The sequence below is a fragment of the Roseomonas aeriglobus genome (assembly GCA_016937575.1).
GTDB classification, from domain to species: Bacteria; Pseudomonadota; Alphaproteobacteria; order Sphingomonadales; family Sphingomonadaceae; genus Sphingomonas; species Sphingomonas aerigloba.
On sequence record JAFHKN010000002.1, the window covers coordinates 1,900,696 to 1,916,491 of the forward strand.

The 15,796-nt window shown below is 66.8% G+C and carries 21 protein-coding genes and 1 other RNA gene; 4 read left to right on the forward strand and 18 right to left on the reverse strand.

Going from position 1 to position 15,796, the window contains the following annotated elements; all coding sequences use genetic code 11:
* Nucleotides 1-3 precede the first annotated feature (3 nt).
* The 5 genes from JW805_09530 to JW805_09550 all read right to left on the reverse strand — a co-directional run bounded on the left by JW805_09530 (nucleotide 4) and on the right by JW805_09550 (nucleotide 4,412).
* Complete coding sequence (locus JW805_09530) at nucleotides 4-369, reverse strand: response regulator (GenBank protein MBN2972254.1); 366 nt, start codon at nucleotides 367-369, stop codon at nucleotides 4-6.
* Nucleotides 370-457: 88 nt separating this feature from the next.
* Complete coding sequence (locus JW805_09535; protein ID MBN2972255.1) at nucleotides 458-895, reverse strand: chemotaxis protein CheW; 438 nt, start codon at nucleotides 893-895, stop codon at nucleotides 458-460.
* A complete protein-coding gene (locus JW805_09540) occupies nucleotides 892-3,174 on the reverse strand; it encodes a chemotaxis protein CheW (GenBank protein ID MBN2972256.1) in 2,283 nt (760 codons plus the stop codon). Before JW805_09540 ends, JW805_09535 begins: the two co-directional genes overlap by 4 nt.
* Before the next feature lie 116 nt (nucleotides 3,175-3,290).
* On the reverse strand, nucleotides 3,291-3,932 hold the full coding sequence (locus JW805_09545) for a hypothetical protein (GenBank protein MBN2972257.1): 642 nt from the start codon (nucleotides 3,930-3,932) through the stop codon (nucleotides 3,291-3,293).
* 60 nt (nucleotides 3,933-3,992) lie between these two features.
* Nucleotides 3,993-4,412, reverse strand: a complete 420-nt coding sequence (locus JW805_09550) for a M67 family metallopeptidase (protein ID MBN2972258.1) — start codon at nucleotides 4,410-4,412, stop codon at nucleotides 3,993-3,995.
* Nucleotides 4,413-4,425: 13 nt separating this feature from the next.
* Here JW805_09550 and JW805_09555 point away from each other — a divergent pair, with 13 nt between their 5' ends.
* The gene (locus JW805_09555) at nucleotides 4,426-5,373 is read left to right on the forward strand and encodes an RluA family pseudouridine synthase (GenBank protein MBN2972259.1); all 948 of its coding nucleotides are present in this window, start codon (nucleotides 4,426-4,428) and stop codon (nucleotides 5,371-5,373) included.
* A gap of 55 nt (nucleotides 5,374-5,428) precedes the next feature.
* Nucleotides 5,429-6,337 carry an RNA polymerase sigma factor RpoH gene (gene rpoH / locus JW805_09560; protein ID MBN2972260.1) on the forward strand — a complete coding sequence of 303 codons (909 nt, stop codon included), beginning with the start codon at nucleotides 5,429-5,431 and terminating at the stop codon, nucleotides 6,335-6,337.
* 3 nt (nucleotides 6,338-6,340) lie between these two features.
* Here rpoH and JW805_09565 read toward each other — a convergent pair whose 3' ends face one another.
* The gene (locus tag JW805_09565) at nucleotides 6,341-7,135 is read right to left on the reverse strand and encodes a transporter (protein ID MBN2972261.1); all 795 of its coding nucleotides are present in this window, start codon (nucleotides 7,133-7,135) and stop codon (nucleotides 6,341-6,343) included.
* Nucleotides 7,136-7,228: 93 nt separating this feature from the next.
* On the opposite strand from JW805_09565, the gene mtgA reads away from it, so the two are divergent.
* Entirely contained in the window at nucleotides 7,229-7,945 is a 717-nt protein-coding gene (mtgA, locus tag JW805_09570) for a monofunctional biosynthetic peptidoglycan transglycosylase (GenBank protein MBN2972262.1), read from the forward strand.
* 49 nt (nucleotides 7,946-7,994) lie between these two features.
* On the opposite strand, the gene JW805_09575 is transcribed toward mtgA, so the two are convergent.
* The 3 genes from JW805_09575 to JW805_09585 form a co-directional block, all read right to left on the reverse strand.
* Nucleotides 7,995-8,264, reverse strand: a complete 270-nt coding sequence (locus JW805_09575) for a hypothetical protein (protein ID MBN2972263.1) — start codon at nucleotides 8,262-8,264, stop codon at nucleotides 7,995-7,997.
* 76 nt (nucleotides 8,265-8,340) lie between these two features.
* Nucleotides 8,341-8,664, reverse strand: a complete 324-nt coding sequence (locus JW805_09580) for a YbaB/EbfC family nucleoid-associated protein (protein MBN2972264.1) — start codon at nucleotides 8,662-8,664, stop codon at nucleotides 8,341-8,343.
* Entirely contained in the window at nucleotides 8,661-10,304 is a 1,644-nt protein-coding gene (locus JW805_09585) for a DNA polymerase III subunit gamma/tau (GenBank protein MBN2972265.1), read from the reverse strand. Before JW805_09585 ends, JW805_09580 begins: the two co-directional genes overlap by 4 nt.
* 120 nt (nucleotides 10,305-10,424) lie before the next feature.
* Here JW805_09585 and JW805_09590 point away from each other — a divergent pair, with 120 nt between their 5' ends.
* Nucleotides 10,425-10,874 carry a nuclear transport factor 2 family protein gene (locus JW805_09590; protein MBN2972266.1) on the forward strand — a complete coding sequence of 150 codons (450 nt, stop codon included), beginning with the start codon at nucleotides 10,425-10,427 and terminating at the stop codon, nucleotides 10,872-10,874.
* Nucleotides 10,875-10,944: 70 nt separating this feature from the next.
* Here the strand turns inward: JW805_09590 and JW805_09595 are convergent, their stop codons facing one another.
* From JW805_09595 to JW805_09635, 9 genes are all read right to left on the reverse strand, one after another.
* Nucleotides 10,945-11,223: a hypothetical protein gene (locus JW805_09595; GenBank protein ID MBN2972267.1), complete on the reverse strand. Its 279-nt coding sequence runs from the start codon at nucleotides 11,221-11,223 to the stop codon at nucleotides 10,945-10,947.
* Nucleotides 11,224-11,403: 180 nt separating this feature from the next.
* Nucleotides 11,404-11,694: a type II toxin-antitoxin system RelE/ParE family toxin gene (locus tag JW805_09600; GenBank protein ID MBN2972268.1), complete on the reverse strand. Its 291-nt coding sequence runs from the start codon at nucleotides 11,692-11,694 to the stop codon at nucleotides 11,404-11,406.
* A complete protein-coding gene (locus JW805_09605; protein ID MBN2972269.1) occupies nucleotides 11,684-11,911 on the reverse strand; it encodes a hypothetical protein in 228 nt (75 codons plus the stop codon). The genes JW805_09600 and JW805_09605 overlap by 11 nt, the downstream gene beginning before the upstream one ends.
* A 132-nt stretch (nucleotides 11,912-12,043) precedes the next feature.
* Nucleotides 12,044-12,346: a hypothetical protein gene (locus JW805_09610; GenBank protein ID MBN2972270.1), complete on the reverse strand. Its 303-nt coding sequence runs from the start codon at nucleotides 12,344-12,346 to the stop codon at nucleotides 12,044-12,046.
* 303 nt (nucleotides 12,347-12,649) lie between these two features.
* Nucleotides 12,650-12,743, reverse strand: an RNA gene (ffs, locus tag JW805_09615) — signal recognition particle sRNA small type.
* A gap of 56 nt (nucleotides 12,744-12,799) precedes the next feature.
* Complete coding sequence (locus JW805_09620) at nucleotides 12,800-13,090, reverse strand: hypothetical protein (GenBank protein MBN2972271.1); 291 nt, start codon at nucleotides 13,088-13,090, stop codon at nucleotides 12,800-12,802.
* A gap of 98 nt (nucleotides 13,091-13,188) precedes the next feature.
* The gene (locus JW805_09625; protein ID MBN2972272.1) at nucleotides 13,189-13,521 is read right to left on the reverse strand and encodes a 2Fe-2S iron-sulfur cluster binding domain-containing protein; all 333 of its coding nucleotides are present in this window, start codon (nucleotides 13,519-13,521) and stop codon (nucleotides 13,189-13,191) included.
* The gene (locus tag JW805_09630) at nucleotides 13,518-14,597 is read right to left on the reverse strand and encodes a cysteine desulfurase (protein MBN2972273.1); all 1,080 of its coding nucleotides are present in this window, start codon (nucleotides 14,595-14,597) and stop codon (nucleotides 13,518-13,520) included. Before JW805_09630 ends, JW805_09625 begins: the two co-directional genes overlap by 4 nt.
* Nucleotides 14,594-15,694 carry an aminotransferase class V-fold PLP-dependent enzyme gene (locus JW805_09635; GenBank protein MBN2972274.1) on the reverse strand — a complete coding sequence of 367 codons (1,101 nt, stop codon included), beginning with the start codon at nucleotides 15,692-15,694 and terminating at the stop codon, nucleotides 14,594-14,596. The genes JW805_09630 and JW805_09635 overlap by 4 nt, the downstream gene beginning before the upstream one ends.
* Between the last annotated feature and the right edge of the window lie 102 nt (nucleotides 15,695-15,796).

Sequence of the window (15,796 nt, forward strand, 5' to 3'; positions counted from 1 at the left end):
CGATCAGGCCATGCCCACGATCTGCAGCTTGCTTTCGAGCGTCTCGCGATCGAACGGCTTCATGACATATTCGTCGGCGCCCGCTTCGATCGCGGCGCGAATGTAGGCCATGCCGTTCTCGGTCGTGCAGAATACGACCTTGGGGCGCGTCGGAATGTCCGAATCGCGCAGCGCCCGCAGGAAATCCATTCCGCTCATCACCGGCATGTTCCAGTCGAGCAGGATCACGTCCGGCGCCTGCTGCAGGCAGCTTTCCAGCGCCTCGCGACCGTCGCCGGCCTCGCGCACTTCGAACTCGAGCGTTTCGAGGATGTGCCGGGCAACCTTGCGGATCACCTTGGAATCATCGACGACGAGACAGGTCTTCATCTGCGCACTTTCTGCTGCGAGGGTTCAGCCGACCATGCGTCGACAGACGTAAGCGTGACGTTAACAGTCAAAATGGATCGATCTGGTCTCACGCCGCGGCGGCCGGGCGCGGCACCAGCGCCGTCAGGTCGATCGCCAGCACGGGCTCCCCGTCCCGTTCTACGATCCCGCTTGCGATGCCGCGCCAGTTCGCGGCCATGGTCGTCCCATTCGCCAGCGGCTGAAGGTCGAAGGCCGAGACATCGTCGAGTGCGTCGACCAGCATCGCGTAATGATGCCCGTCGACTCGTACGATCACCGCCCGTGCGGCGTTTCCCTCCCCCTGGAGGCCGAGCGCGGTGCGCGTGTCGATAACCGTCACCACGCGGCTGCGCAGGGTCGCCAGTCCCCGCACCAGCTCGGGCGCGCGCGGCACCGGCGTGATTTCACCGATGTCGACAACCGATTCGACCTGTTCGGAACAGATGGCGAAGGTCCGGCCCGCGATGTGGGCGATCAGGAAGAGCTCCTTCAGACGGCTGCTCATCGCCGCACTCCTGCAACCTTGGCCTCGACCGCGGCGAGGATAGCGTCGCGGTCATAGCGATAGATGGCGCCCGCCCCGTCGCTGCGCGTATCGCTCAGCCGGATCGCATTGGGCGCAGGGATCGGGTCGAGGGTCAGCACCGCATCGGCGGCTATGCCGTCCGCGCCCTCGATCACCCGGTAGCCGGCCCGCGCGAGCATCGGCGCGACGAAGCCGCGCAACCACGGGTCCTTGCCGATCGCGCAGGTCGGCTGACGCTGCTCGGTCGCCCCGCCGCCTGATCGGGCAGTGGAGAACAGCCAGAACGGATCGATGAGTTCGACCGGATTGCCATCGACCAGCGCGACGCCGGCGACCAGACCCGGCATCACCGGGTCGGCGATGCTTTCCGGCAGGGTGAAGATGTCGAGCGCCTCGGCGATCGCATAGCCCATTTCCTGCCCACCGTCGGTCATACGCACGACGTCGATCGTCGGCAGCCCCCGCCACTCACCGCTCGCGACCAGAGGAATGATCTGATCGTCGACGACCAGGCGGAGCGCGCCGCCGGAGGTACCGACGCGGTCCGCCGAGACCGTTTCCACGCGATCCACCGCCGCCAGCGGGATCGCGCGCAACTGGCCGTCGATATCGCGGAACAGCAGCGCCTCGACGCCCAACGCCTGCGCCTCGACTGCCCCGTCCTCTTCCTGCACCTCGCGGACGAAGGTCAGCCCGGCATCGACCGCCAATCCCGAACAATCGAGCATCAGCATCGGCCGGCCGTTGTCGGGCAGCGTCTGGCCCGCAAACAGGCCACACGCCATGATCGCCGGCGCCGCCGGCTTGATCACCAGTTCCTCGGTGTCGTGCACCGAATCGACAGCGATCACATAGCTGCCGACGCCGATCCCGACGATGACCAGCATCCGCGTGCCGCCGTCGCCCGCCAGTTGCAGGCGTTCGCCAAGGTCGAGCATCGGCAAACGACGTTCGCGGACGGTCGCCAACGTCGTGCTTCCGACGTGATCGATGCGAATCGCCTCGGCGCTCTCGCTCACGATCTCCTCGATCGCCTGCCGCGGAATGGCGAAGCGCTGGTTGCCGACACCGACGATGATCGTCGGGATGATCGACAGCGTCAGCGGCACGTGGATTGCAATCCGCAGCCCCTGCCCGCGCGTGCTGTCCAGCTCGATACGCCCGCCGATCCCCTCGATTGCCGAACGGACGATATCCATGCCCACGCCGCGGCCGGAAATCTCGGTCACTTCGTCCTTCGACGACAGGCCGGGTTCGAAGATCAGCTCGAGCTGCTGGCGCGGCGACAGGCCGCGAAGTTCGCGTTCATCACGGGCGCCGTTGGCCGCCAGCTTGGCGATCAGTCGGTCCGCGTCGATCCCGGCGCCGTCGTCGGCGATTTCGACGATGATCTGATTGCCCGCCTGGCGCGCACTGACGGTCAGCCGACCGCTTTCGCGCTTGCCTGCAACCCGTCGCGCAGCCGGCGTCTCGATGCCGTGGTCGATCGAATTGCGGACGATGTGGACCAGCGGATCGCGCAGAACCTCGATCATCTCGCGGTCCAGCTCGACGTCGGCGCCGTCGACGGTGACGATCACAGACTTGCCCAGGCTGGCGGCGGTATCCCGCACCATCCGCGGCAGCGCCGAAAACAGCGACTCGATTTTTTGCATGCGCGTGCGGGTGACCGTCTCGCGCATGTCGGCCACCGTCGCGGACAGGCGTTCCAGCGATGCCTCGAGCGCGGGGTCGGGATTTTCGTCGCGGATACGGCGGGCCAGCTCGTTACGCGCCAGCACCATGTCCGACATGCCCGACATCATCCGATCGAGCAGGTCGACGCTCAACCGGACGCTCCGGCTGCCGTTGCGCTGGCCGGCCGGGGCCGGCGCCTGCACGACGACCTCGCGCCCCTCGGCAAGCGCGGCGATCAGGAGATCTTCGCCCGTGTCGTTCAGCGCGACCTGAGCATCGATCGCCTCGACCAGTTCGCCAATGCGATCGACAACCGCGAGTACCGCGTTGACCAGCGCGCGGTCCGGCGTCCGCCGCCCGTCCCGGACGGCGGCCAGCACGTCCTCGGCCGCATGGCTCAGCCGCGCGAGGCGCGGCAGGTCGAGGAAGCCGCAGCTTCCCTTGACGGTGTGGACGAAACGAAAAATCGCATCGAGGCGCGCGCGATCGGTCGGATCGGCTTCCCAAGCCACGATCTCCCCGGCGAGTGCTTCGAGCGTCTCCCGCGTTTCGGCAATGAATTCCTGAAGTAGCTCGTCCACCTGAAGCCCCGTTGGCAGTCGGGTGCGACCATGGCCGGGCTTCGGTTAAATCGGCGTTTACGGCGTCGAGGCGATTCCGAGCCTCCCGCCGCTACCAAAAAGGGAGGATCAGGACGTCACGCTGCGTTGAAGATCGCTCCGAACATCAACACCGATGCATCAGGCGGCGATACCTGCAGCGACCCGCCGTTCTCGACCACCAGCGAACGCGCGAGGTGCGCCGCTGCTGCCCTCGGCGTCACCGCGGCGGTCGACGTGCCGGTCAGCGCGCCGCGCAGTTCGTCGTCGAGGACGATCCGCTGCCCCTCGCCGCGCACGACGATCTCGACATGATTGTCGCGCTGCTCGGCGCCGATATCCAGCTGCCCACCGCGGACCAGCGCGTCACCAGCGATCAGCACCAAATTCAGCAGCACCTTGATCGCCCCCTTCGGCAGGGTCGGATCCTCGATCATCCAGCCGATGGTGACGCGGCGATTATCGCCGAAAAGACCCATCACCGCCGCTTGTGCCTCGCGCGTGTCGACGCGTTCGCCGAAGCCGCCCGCAGCACCGAACGCCAGCCGAAAGAACTTCAGTTTGTTCGCCGATGCTCGCGCGCTGTCGGACAGCAGGTCCAGGCACCGCTGGCGCATCTCGGGATCGGTTTCATCGGCCAACAGCTCCAGCCCGTTGTTAAGCGCGCCGATCGGGCTCAGCAAATCATGGCACAGGCGCGAACACAGCAGGCTGGCGAATTCGGTCGAGGATGTCGGCAAGGGGCAGTGCTCCTGGGGAAGCGGCGGCCTTACAGGAACGACCGGCCATGCCGCAACCGTTCAGGCGCTATCGATCGGGGCAAGATCGACGGATCGGAAGCGATCCTGCACCGGTCCATCCGACTCCACTCGCCACGCCCGTACCGACGACGGCGATCCGATGAGCCACAGCCAACCTTCCGTTACGGCATCCGCCGCATCCCGTCGCGACGGACGCGAGTCGCCCGAGGGATGCGAATGGTAGCAGCCGATTAATCTTGCCCCACCCTGTCGCTCTGCGCGGTAGGCGGCGATCAGCGCGGCAGGGTCGATCTCGAAGGCGACCGCGGGCTCCGGCGAGACGTTGCGGCATGGCTGATGGTCGCGAATTATAGCGGTTTCGCCGAACAGCAGGCCGCAGATTTCACGGTCGGGCGCCGACGCGATCTCCGCACGGATCGCGGCCAGCGTGCTACTTGAAATTCGGACGACATTTCCCATCTAGACATCACTCATGGACCGGGGGGTTTCCATCATTCAAGCGCGGATCGCCGCGGCAGCCGATGGCTGGCGGCTCGATCGTGCGCTGGCCGACGCGGTGCCGACCATGTCGCGCGAACGGCTGAAGGTGCTGATCGCGTCGGGCGCCGTGACGGGTCCCGCCGGCCTGGTGCGCGATCCGGCGAAGAAGGCGGTCGGCGATGGCCTGTACGACATCGCCGTACCTGACCCGACACCGGCACATAACGAGCCGCAGGATATCGCGCTCACCGTCGTTTACGAAGACGAGCATCTGATCGTTATCGACAAGCAGGCGGGATTGGTCGTCCATCCGGCCGCCGGCAACCTTGACGGCACGCTGGTAAATGCGTTGCTGCACCATTGCCAGGGCTCGCTGTCGGGCATCGGTGGTGTCGCGCGGCCAGGTATCGTCCACCGCATTGACAAGGACACCTCCGGCCTGATGGTCGCGGCAAAGACCGATCGGACGCATGAAGGGCTGGCGCGCCAGTTCAAGGCGCACAGCATCGACCGGCGATACAAGGCGATCGTGTCCGGGCTGCCACGCGTGAAGGCCGGGACGGTCGACGCCCCCCTCGCCCGGTCGCCGCAGAACCGCAAGAAGGTCGCGATCGTTTCGGGGGGCAAACACGCGATCACCCATTGGCGTGAACTTCGTGAACTTCGCGATGCGGCGCTCGTCGAATGTCGGCTGGAGACGGGGCGAACGCATCAGGTCCGCGTGCACATGGCTTCGCTCGGGCATCCGCTGGTCGGCGATCCGGTGTACGGGCGGACCAAGTCGTCACACCGCGCGCTTCTGGAAACGCTCGGTTTCCGGCGCCAGGCGTTGCATGCGGCGCGGCTGGGGTTCATTCATCCCATAACAAGCGTCGCTTTGTCGTTCGAAAGCGAAATGCCGGCTGACATGCAGGAACTGTTCAACCAGCTTCGAGTATAAGGTCTAGGACCTTCGCCGCGGTGCGGCATGGTCCAGCAAGGAGAAAGGCACGATCATGGCAAATGGCAGCAACGTCCCAGCGACGATTCCTGCGCTCGGCGGTGAGGCGAGCCTCAACCGCTATCTCGCCGAGATCAAGAAATTCCCGATCCTTGCGCCCGAGCAGGAATATATGCTCGCCAAGCGCTTTCAGGATCATGGCGACCCCGACGCGGCCGCACAGCTCGTGACCAGCCACCTGCGGCTCGTCGCGAAGATCGCGATGGGCTACCGCGGCTATGGCCTGCCGGTGTCCGAGCTCATCTCGGAAGGCAACATCGGCCTGATGCAGGGCGTGAAGAAGTTCGAGCCCGACCGGGGCTTCCGCCTGGCGACCTACGCCATGTGGTGGATCCGCGCGTCGATTCAGGAATTCATCCTGCGCAGCTGGTCGCTGGTGAAGATGGGCACGACGGCCGCGCAGAAGAAGCTGTTCTTCAACCTGCGCCGCATGAAGTCCAAGCTCGATGCGTTCGAAGAAGGCGATCTGTCGCCCGAACACCTCGCCAAGATCGCAACCGACCTGGGTGTGACCGAGGAAGAGGTGACCTCGATGAATCGCCGCATGGCGATGGGCGGCGACACGTCGCTCAACGTGCCGATGCGCGAGGATGGCGAGGGCCAGTGGCAGGATTGGCTGGCGGACGACGCGCCGTTGCAGGACTCGATCGTCGCCGACGCGCAGGAAGCCGATGTGCGCCACGACATGCTTGTGACGGCGATGGATGAGCTCAACGACCGTGAAAAGCACATCCTGACCGAACGTCGCCTGACCGACGACCCCAAGACGCTCGAGGAGCTGTCGCAGGTGTACGGCGTCAGCCGCGAACGCGTTCGTCAGATCGAGGTGCGCGCGTTCGAGAAGCTGCAGAAGGCGATGATGCGCCTGGCCGGTGGCAACCGGATGATCCCGGTCGCTGCCTGAGGCTTAGAATCGGCGGGCGATCCCGACGTAGAGTTCGAGATCGTCCGTCGTCCGATTGAGGCCGAAATTGGCGCCTGCATCGAACTGCAGATTGGCGCTGCGCTGCCAGGCGACCGACAGGCCTGCCGCGGATTTGGTCGTATGGGCGACGGGATCGTCATCCCGGAAGATCGACAGTTCCCCGGTCGCCGACAGCGTCTTGCCGACCGGCAATTGCACACCGACGACACTGCCATAGGCGATGTGCCGTCCCTGCCGGTCCTCGTCGACCGCGGCATCGATTTCCGGCGTGAGCTGGACGTTCAGATCGCCCGGGAGATCGAACGATAGCGGGACGAGCAGACTCGCATCCCAGTCCCCCGCCCCGATCGTCTGACCGCCGGTCGGGACCGTCGCGGTCCCCATGACGGCGAGCGAAAAGCCCGATCCGTCCGGGCTGCTGATGTTTCGACGCAGCGCAAGCGTGACGTCGCCAATGCCACGACCGTGATCGACCGTCCCGGCAAGGCTGTCGCGCTGCCGCTGTAGGCCGAAGGCGGTCCATCCGACCTGCGCCTCGGTCTGCGGGTCCAGACCGATACGGACCAGCGTGTCGGCGAAGGTCGTCGTATCCGCCCGCTGAGGCCCTTTATGATCGAGCGTCCAGTCGGCCAGCCCGAACTCGACCATTACGTGGCCAGGATCGAGCGTGCAGGCCGGCGTGCCGAGCCCGGGTCGATCCGCGCAGAAGTCCCGAAGGTCTTGGGCTTGGGCGGGGGCAGCGGCGATGGCCGCGAGCGAAAGGAGCAACGTGCGCATGACCCGATTCCCCTAATCCAGATTGATTAAGCGGACGTAACGAAGTCCGCGCGCCCTTCCCTCCACGGCGGCGGCTCGCTAGCAGCGTCCCCCATGGCCGCCACCGCTCGCCCATCCCCTCCCCGCCGTGGCCTGGTGCGCCGCGTCCTCGGCTGGTTCGCCAAGCTGCTGCTCGTCTTCCTGCTTGTCAGCGTCGTCATGACGATCGCCTATCGTTTCATACCGCCGCCGATTACCTGGACGATGCTGGGCGATGTCGTCTCGGGCCACGGCGTTACCAAGGACTGGACGCCGCTCGGCAGCATCGACCCGGATATGCCGCGCGCCGCGATCGCCGCAGAGGACTCGCGCTTCTGCTCGCATGCGGGCTTCGACTACAAGGCAATCGCCGCGGCCGCGTATCGGAATGCCCAGGGTGGGCGCATTCGCGGCGGGTCGACGATCAGCCAGCAGACCGCCAAGAACGTCTTTCTGTTCCAGGGCGGCGGCTATGCCCGCAAGGCGCTGGAAGCCTATTTCACCGTCCTGATCGACGCCATCTGGGGCAAGCGGCGGATCATGGAGGTCTATCTGAACGTCGCCGAGACCGGCATCGGCACCTACGGGGTCGAGGCGGGCGCGCGCCGCTATTTCAAGCACGGGGCGGGCAAGCTCAGCCCGCGCGAGGCCGCCCAGATCGCGGCCGTCCTGCCGCTGCCGAAAAAACGCGCCGGCATCGCGCCGCGCGGCTTCACCGGCCGTTATGCCGGGCTGATCCAGCGGCGGATCCCGGTGGTCCGCAACCAGGGGCTCGACGCCTGCCTGCGATGAGGCGTGTCGGCCAGGTCGGGGGAGAGCGTGCGCCCTCCCCCGGGATCCCTTACTCGACCGCCTTCTTCGCCGAATCGCCAACGTCCTTCGCCGCTGCGCCGACCGACTTGGCCGCGCCGGCGATCGCATCGTCCTTGCGGCTTTCGCTGCTGTTCTGAGTGAACAGGAAGAACACGCCGACCGCGACGACGATCAGGACCGCCAGCCCGATCAACAAGCCGCCGCCACCGCCGCTGCGACGTTCGACGACCGTCGTCGTATGGGCGGCAGGCTGCGCGCCGGTGGTCGTCGTGGTCTCGGTGTAGCGATCGTCACTCATTACGCATCCCCTCTGTCAAAAGTCGATGCGCGCGCAACGGTTTAGCCGGCCATTCCGTTCCGCCTGAGAAACAGTCTCAAAATGGCAGCTTGAACCCCGGCGGCAGTGGCAGGCCGCTCGTCAGCTTGCCCATTTCGGTCGAGGACGCGGCATCCGCTTTCGTCCGCGCGTCGTTGAACGCGGCAGCGACCAGGTCCTCGAGCATCTGCTTCTCGCTGGGTTGGAGCAGCGATTCGTCGATATCGACGCTCATGATCCGGCCCTTGGCCGACGCCTTCACCTTCACCAGGCCGCCGCCCGACACGCCCTCGACCTCGATCGTGTCGAGATTCGCCTGCGCCTTCTGCAGCTCGTCCTGGACGTTCTGCGCCATTGCCATGATGTCTTCGATACTCTTCACGCCTGATTGCCTCCGGCCAGTTTGAAATCATGGAGCTCGGCCCCCGGGAACGCCGCCAGCGCCGCGGCGACCATGGGGGTCGCCAGCACCGCCGCGCGCGCCGCCTCCGCGGCTGCCGCACTCTGTTCCGCCAAGGTGGGGTCGCCGGGGGTCGGCGACAACGTCACCTTCCACGGCTTGCCGGTGAGCGCGCGCAGTTCGACCGCGAGCTCCTTCGGCAGCTCGGCGGGCAGCGGGGTCAGATTGCTGAGAATGATCTCGGGAAAGGCGAAGCTCACCACGCGCAGCCTGTGCCAGACATCGACGGCCAGCCGCATACGGTCCGACGCATCCAGCAGGGTGTGGACGTCCCGCAGGCTCGCCGGCAATGCCGCTTCGGCCGGAGCCGCGGGCGCCGCCGATGCCGCAGGCGCGCCCTGCCCCACCGCCGGTGCCGGCACGCCCCCATGCGCGATCTGCCGCGCAAGCTCGCCCGGATCGGGCAGGCTCGCAGCGTGGATCACGCGCAGCAGCGCCATTTCCGCCGTCTCGATCGGTAGCGCCGCGCGCGCGACCTCGTCATGGCCCTTCAGCAACAGCTGCCACAGCCGGTGAAGCGCCGGGAAGCTGAGCGCGGTCGCCCATTCGGTGAGCGCCGCGCGTTCCTCGGCCGCCTGGCCGGTTGCGCTCAGATCGGCACCGATCTTGACCAGCGTCGCACCGTGAACCGTCTCAAGCAGCGTCTTGAGCACTGCGGCCGGATCGACGCCCAGGTCATATTGCTGGCGCAGATTGGTAAGCGCGCCCGCGGCGTCGCCCTCCAGCAGCTTGCCGAACAGGGTCCGGATCGCGCCGCGGTCGCTGAGGCCCAGCATGTCGCGCACGGCGTCGGCGGTCACTGCCCCGCCCTCGATGCCGGCATGGGCGATCGCCTGATCGAGGATCGACAGGCCGTCGCGCGCCGACCCTTCCGCCGCGCGCGCTACCAGCGCCAGCGCGTCCGCCTCGGCCTCGACGCCCTCGGCCTTCGCGACCTCGGCGAAATGGCCCGCAAGCAGGTCGGCCGGGATCCGCTTCAGGTCGAAGCGTTGGCAGCGCGACAGGACCGTTACCGGCACCTTGTTCACCTCGGTCGTGGCGAACAGGAATTTCACATGCCCCGGCGGCTCCTCCAGCGTCTTGAGCAGGCCGTTGAACGCGGCCTTCGACAGCATGTGGACTTCGTCGATGATGTAGATCTTGTAGCGTGCCGAGACGGCGGCGTAGCGCGACGCCTCGATAATCTCGCGGATGTCATCGATACCGGTGTGGCTGGCGGCGTCCATCTCGATCACGTCGATATGGCGCCCTTCGGCGATCGCACGGCACGGTTCACACACCCCGCACGGGTCGATCGTCGGCCCGCCCTGGCCGTCGGGGCCGATGCAGTTGAGCGCCTTTGCGATCAGCCGCGCGGTCGACGTCTTGCCGACCCCACGGACGCCCGTCAGCAGGAAGGCGTGCGCCAGCCGGTCGCGCCGAATCGCATTGGCCAACGTCGTGACCATCGCGTCCTGGCCGATCAGCTCGCGGAAGGTCTGCGGCCGATATTTGCGGGCGAGCACACGATACGCCGCGCCCTTGGGCTGCGGGGGTTCGCCGAGGTCGAGAGAGTCGGACATTGCGGGTCTTCTCTAGGCGGTCGAGGGAGCGTTGTCGAAGGCTTCGCGGTGCGATGCTCGATGTTGCCGGCGCAGGCTGAGCGCCGCATGATGCCTCCCGCATCGACGAGGAGAAAGACCATGCTCAGGATGATCGGACTGGCGGCGACCTGCTTTGTCTCCGTCGCCGCGTCGGCCCAACTCGCACCGGGCGTTCGCATGCCCGCCGAGATCGGCGCGGCCTATGGCCGGCTCGGCGAGGCGATGATGGCGCACGACGCCGCCGGCGTTCGCGCGGTCTGGGCGGAGGACTTCGTCGTCAATTCGCCCGACAATCGCGTCCTGACCCGCGAGCAGGTGATCGAAGCGATGGAAAGCGACTTCCTGAACTACAAGGATTTCCGCAAGCACATCAGCTTCATCGGCGAGAAACCCGAAGTGACGGTGGTCATGGGATATGACACGATGGTCCCGCTGAAAGGCCCCGGCGCCGGCAAACAGGTCATGCGCCCATTCACCGATGTCTGGGCCAAGCGCTCCGACGGCTGGCGGCTGATCGCACGGCAAGCCACCATTGCAGAGGCCCGGTAGCAGCGACCGCACCCCAAAAGTTGCGATACCGCGGTCCATTCGTCAGCCTTCGTCACTTTTGTCACTTTTGTCACTTTTGCCGCAGATGCGGCGGCACGGGCGGATCGCGCAGCGCCGCAAGGCCGGCGGCGTTGTCGCTGAAATGGCGCGTGCCGACAAATTCGCCGCGATATCTTCGCGGCACGAGCACGCCCACGGTCGCGCGTTCAAACAGGATGTCGAAGCGTTCGGCACGGGCGCGGGAGAGCGCATTATCCCAGGCAGCGGCGAAACTCTGCGCACCCGGCCGACCGCGCAAGCGATAGGCACTGGTCCGCGTCGATCCGACCGCCCGCGCGGCGGCGTTCACGCTGCAGGTTTCAGCGAGTGCGGCGATGAAACGCTGCTGGCGCTCCGCGGACCAGCCGTCGTGGCGAGAACGGGCCATGGGGACGGGCGTGAAGGCGATTGGAGAAGGGTCTGAGTCGCTCATCCGCCAGGGTGGAGCAGATTTGCGCCATGTAGGAAAGTTCTATTTTTGTTCGCGACGTCACCGCACGTGACGATCCTGCGCCATGCGTTGGTGAAGGACGCGAATGATGCGCAAGACATCGCCATCCGACCGGAAATAAATGAAGTGCCGCAACGCCGTGACGCGACGCGTGCCCGCTGTCGCGCCTAGATACGGCCGTCCGCTTTCCGGCGCGTCGGTCAACGCCGTGAGCTTCGTATTCAGGAGCGTCTGATACCGGACGGCCTGGGCCAGGCCGAACGCCTGCTCGGTCCAGTTGAAGATGCTACGAAGGTCGGCCTCGGCCGCGTTGGTAAGTTCAAGCCGCAAGGCGTTTGCGGAGCAAATCTTCGAGAATGTCGTCGGGACTGAGTGTGCTCAGTCCACTCGTCTCACCCTCTTCCAGCGCAGTTAGCACCGACTGACGGTCGGCCACGGCATCTTCGATGAGATCGGACAAAAACGTGGTCGTATCGGCATATCCCGCCGCCTCGACCTGGGTGTCGATTCGGCGCTTGAGCGCGTCGGGAATTACGATCGTCGCCATGGGTCAAAGATGGCGGATGCCGGTGCATAACTCAAGGGCAGGCGTCAGACGTCTGGTTCGTCAGACGATCCAGCGGGGATGGCATGCCGCGGACCAACGCGCCTGACGCCGACGCACGATGCAGATCAACCCTTAGCCGAACCTGCCCGCCGTTTGAAAAGATACCTCGACCATCGCAAGCGTCCTGTGGGTCGAAAACAGCGGCCGGGAAAAGGATGCGAACAGCAGATGCCCGTCGCGGTCACGAAATTGCGTCGGCTTTGCTTTGGTTGTACATACCGGCTTGTATTCGACCGACGATGCGGCTGGCGCATTCTGCTGGAGACCTTCGAACTCTCCTGCGGCAAGGTTGAGCCGTTGCCTGTAGTGCGGGACAAACGTCGAGAGTTCGAGCGCACGATCCGATGGACGCAGGTTTATCGGATAAGCGGGCACAGTGCTTTCGGTCGCTGCGGTATATGCGGCTTCGAGAACGGTGCAGTCTTGCGATTCCGGCGATCAAATTTTCACCAAAGCGGGCGACGATAAGACTGTCAGGACAAGCACTACTGAAACAGCAAATTTTTGGGCCACCACGCCATCTCTGCTGGTGCGTCGGAACAACTTCATGTGTGTAGGTAAATTGCATTCCGGGATGAGGTCCGCGCCGCGGCGAAGCCGCGTCGTCGGACGGGCCGCTGGCCCGCCGGCCACGCTTGCGCGTCTCGGGCTGGCGCAGCCAGCGCCGTGCGCGCTGCGCGGTGGGAGCCGGGACGACCCGGGGCGAAATCGTTGTGGCTGCTGCCTTCCGGCCCTGACCAGGTTGGCGACGACCCCGTCCGCCCGACTCCCGCGTGCCAGATAGGGGAGCCGGGCGGCGCGATCAAGTCGCTGTTTGGCCGTTACGACTTAGCGGCGGAAGCAGCGGCGTTCCGGTCCGTACCAGCCATCGACCCAGACGCAGCGCACGCGGTTGCCACGCCAGCCGCGATCCCAGCCGCGATTCCACCCACCACGGTTCCAGCCCCGGTCGCCGCGCCATCCGCGGTTCCAGTTCCGGCGGTCGTGTCCACGGCCGCGATCATATCCGCGATCCCAGCCGCGGCCGTCATTCCAGCCATGGCGCTGCGCCTGTGCAGGGGTCGGCGTTACGGCACTTGCGGCGATAAGGCCGGCAGCGGCCAATGCGATCATCTTCATGACCTTACTCCTCTCTTACACGCCCGATACGCGGGCTCCTGGAGAGAAGAATGGGTCGGCGGCCATGCACGTTCCCTGAATGCGGCGTTATCCCGCGTTCATCGTCCGCGCATGTCGCGCGCCTCGGCCGGCACGCGGACGGTCAGGCCATCGATCGCGGCCGTCAGCGCGATCTGGCACGCAAGCCGGCTGGTTCGCGTGGCGCCGGCGGCGAGGTCGAGCATATCCTCCTCCTCCTCGCTCGCCCGCGGCAAGCGGTCGAAATCCTCCGCCGCGACGATGACATGGCAGGTGGAGCAGGCCATCTGGCCCTCGCACGTTCCCTCAAGCGGCTGGCCGGCGGCCTGGGCGAGGCGCAGCAGCGTGTCGCCGGCCTGCCCCACCACGTCCGAAACGCCCCCGTCGGGGCCGATCATTCGGACGCGGATCATGCGGCGGCGCGCTGGTCTGCCGCGGCGGCGGTAATACGGGCCATGGCGGTATCGATATCCTCGGACGTGGTGTAGCGGCCGAAGCCGATGCGAATGCTTTCGCGCGCCTGCCCGTCGGTCAGCCCGATCGCGCGCAGCACATGGCTCGACCGACCCGATCCGCTGGCGCAGGCCGACCCGGCGGAAAAGGCGATGTCGCGCAACTCGCTCATCAACCGCGCAACGTCGAGGCCGGGGAGCCGCACGTTGAGGTTGCCAGGGTAGCGGTGCGCGCACGACCCGTTGACCTGCCAATCGGGACCAAGGTGGTGCAGGGCGCGGTCGAACAGGGCAGCGACGTGCATATTGTCCTGTGTCCGGCGAGCTTTCGCCACTGCCGCGGCGGCGCCGAAGCCGGCGCATAGGGCGGGGCTGAGCGTGCCGGATCGCCCCCCTGCTTCCTGCCCGCCGCCGTGGAGCAACGGCGTGAGCGCCACTCCGTCGCGAATCCACAGCGCGCCGATACCCTTTGGACCGTGGATCTTGTGCGCGGATAGGGCGATCAGGTCGCAGCCGTTGGGAATGGGCACGCGGCCATAGCCCTGTACCGCATCGCACAGGAACAAGGCTCCGGCGGCATCGGCAATCTCGGCGAGGTCGGCGATCGGCTGGATTACGCCGATCTCGTTGTTGACGAGCATCGCAGCGACGAGCGCGGTGCCGGGGCGGATCGCTTCGCGCGCGGCGGCAAGGTCGACCAGGCCGTCGCGCCCCACCGGCAGAACGGTGCAGGCGGCACGCGACTGCGCGGTCTCCAGGACCGCGGCATGTTCGGTGGCGATCGTGACCACGGGGCCGGTCGTGCCCTGGATCGCCCAATTGAGCGCCTCGGTCGCCCCGCCGGTGAAACTGACCGTGCCGCCGGCGGGAAGAAGTGCTGCGACCTGCGCCCGCGCCACTTCGACCGCGGCCTTGGCCTTGCGTCCCGCCGCGTGGGGGGAGTGCGGGTTGGCAAAGCCATCGCGCAGCCAGGGGACCATCGCGTCGAACGCCTCGGGCGCGAGCGGCGTCGTCGCCTGGTAATCGAGATAGATCACAGCGCTTCTTCGGCCGGATCGCCCCGCGCGCGCAGGTCGCGGGCGACGTCGGCCCAGGCACTGATGAAACGCTCGACATCGGCCGGCGTGGTGTCGCGCGAGAAGCTGACGCGAACGACCTCGCCCGCCGCCGCCCCTTCCCAGCCCATATGGGCAAGGACGTGGCTGGGACGCATCGTGCCGGAGGAGCAGGCCGACCCCGCCGACACCGCGATGCCCGCCAGGTCGAAGCGAATGAGCTGCGCCGCCGCCGACAGACCGGGCATTCGGTATGACGCGATGTGCGGGGCGCGGAGCGAATGGCCCGCGACGATCTGGCCGCCCAGCGATTCGATCGCCGAATCGAGTCGCGCGCGCAGCGTCGCCATGGCGGCCAGGTCTTCGCCGATCGTGACCGCCGCGGCGAAGCCCAGCGCCGCGGGCATGTTCTCGGTACCGCCGCGATAGCCTCGCTCCTGCCCGCCGGTCGGCAGCAGTAGCGACAGGTCGCGGACGAGCAGCCCGCCGATGCCGGCCGGGCCGCCGCGCTTGTGGCCCGAAATCGCGATCAGGTCGGCGACCTCCTGCGGCGGATGGTCGTTCCAGGCAGCCGGCATCTGCGCGGCATCGACGAACAGCCTGCCGCCGGCGGCGCGGACGATCTCGGCGATCTCGGCGATCGGCTGGATGACGCCCGTTTCGCTGTTCGCCCATTGCACCGCGACCAGAGCGGGCGCCGGCGCGACCGCCAGTTCGTGGCCGAGCACGTCGAGGTCGAGCACGCCATCGGCCCGCACCGCCAGACGCACCGCCTCGGGCGCAGCGCGCAACACCGCCTCATGTTCGGTCGCGCCGACCAGCACGCTTCTTACCTGCGCGCGGGTCAGGGCCATCGCGATCGCTTCGGTGGCACCACTGGTCAGGATCAGCTCGCCCGGCCAGCGATACGCCGCCTTCAGCACGTTGCGCGCGCTTTCCAGCATCGCCCGCGCCGCGCGCCCCTCGGCATGCGGGGAGGACGGATTGGCCCAGCCGGCCAGACCGCGCACGACCGCCTCGGCGGCCTGGGGCAGCATCGGCGTGGTTGCCGCGTGATCTAGATAGAGACGATTGGCCACGGGACTCCCGATCGATTCGATTTCGTTGCGCCCGCGTGCGGCCTTCTTATATAGCGCCCGCAATTCCCACGCGCCATTCCAACGCGCCAGCCTCCTTCGCAG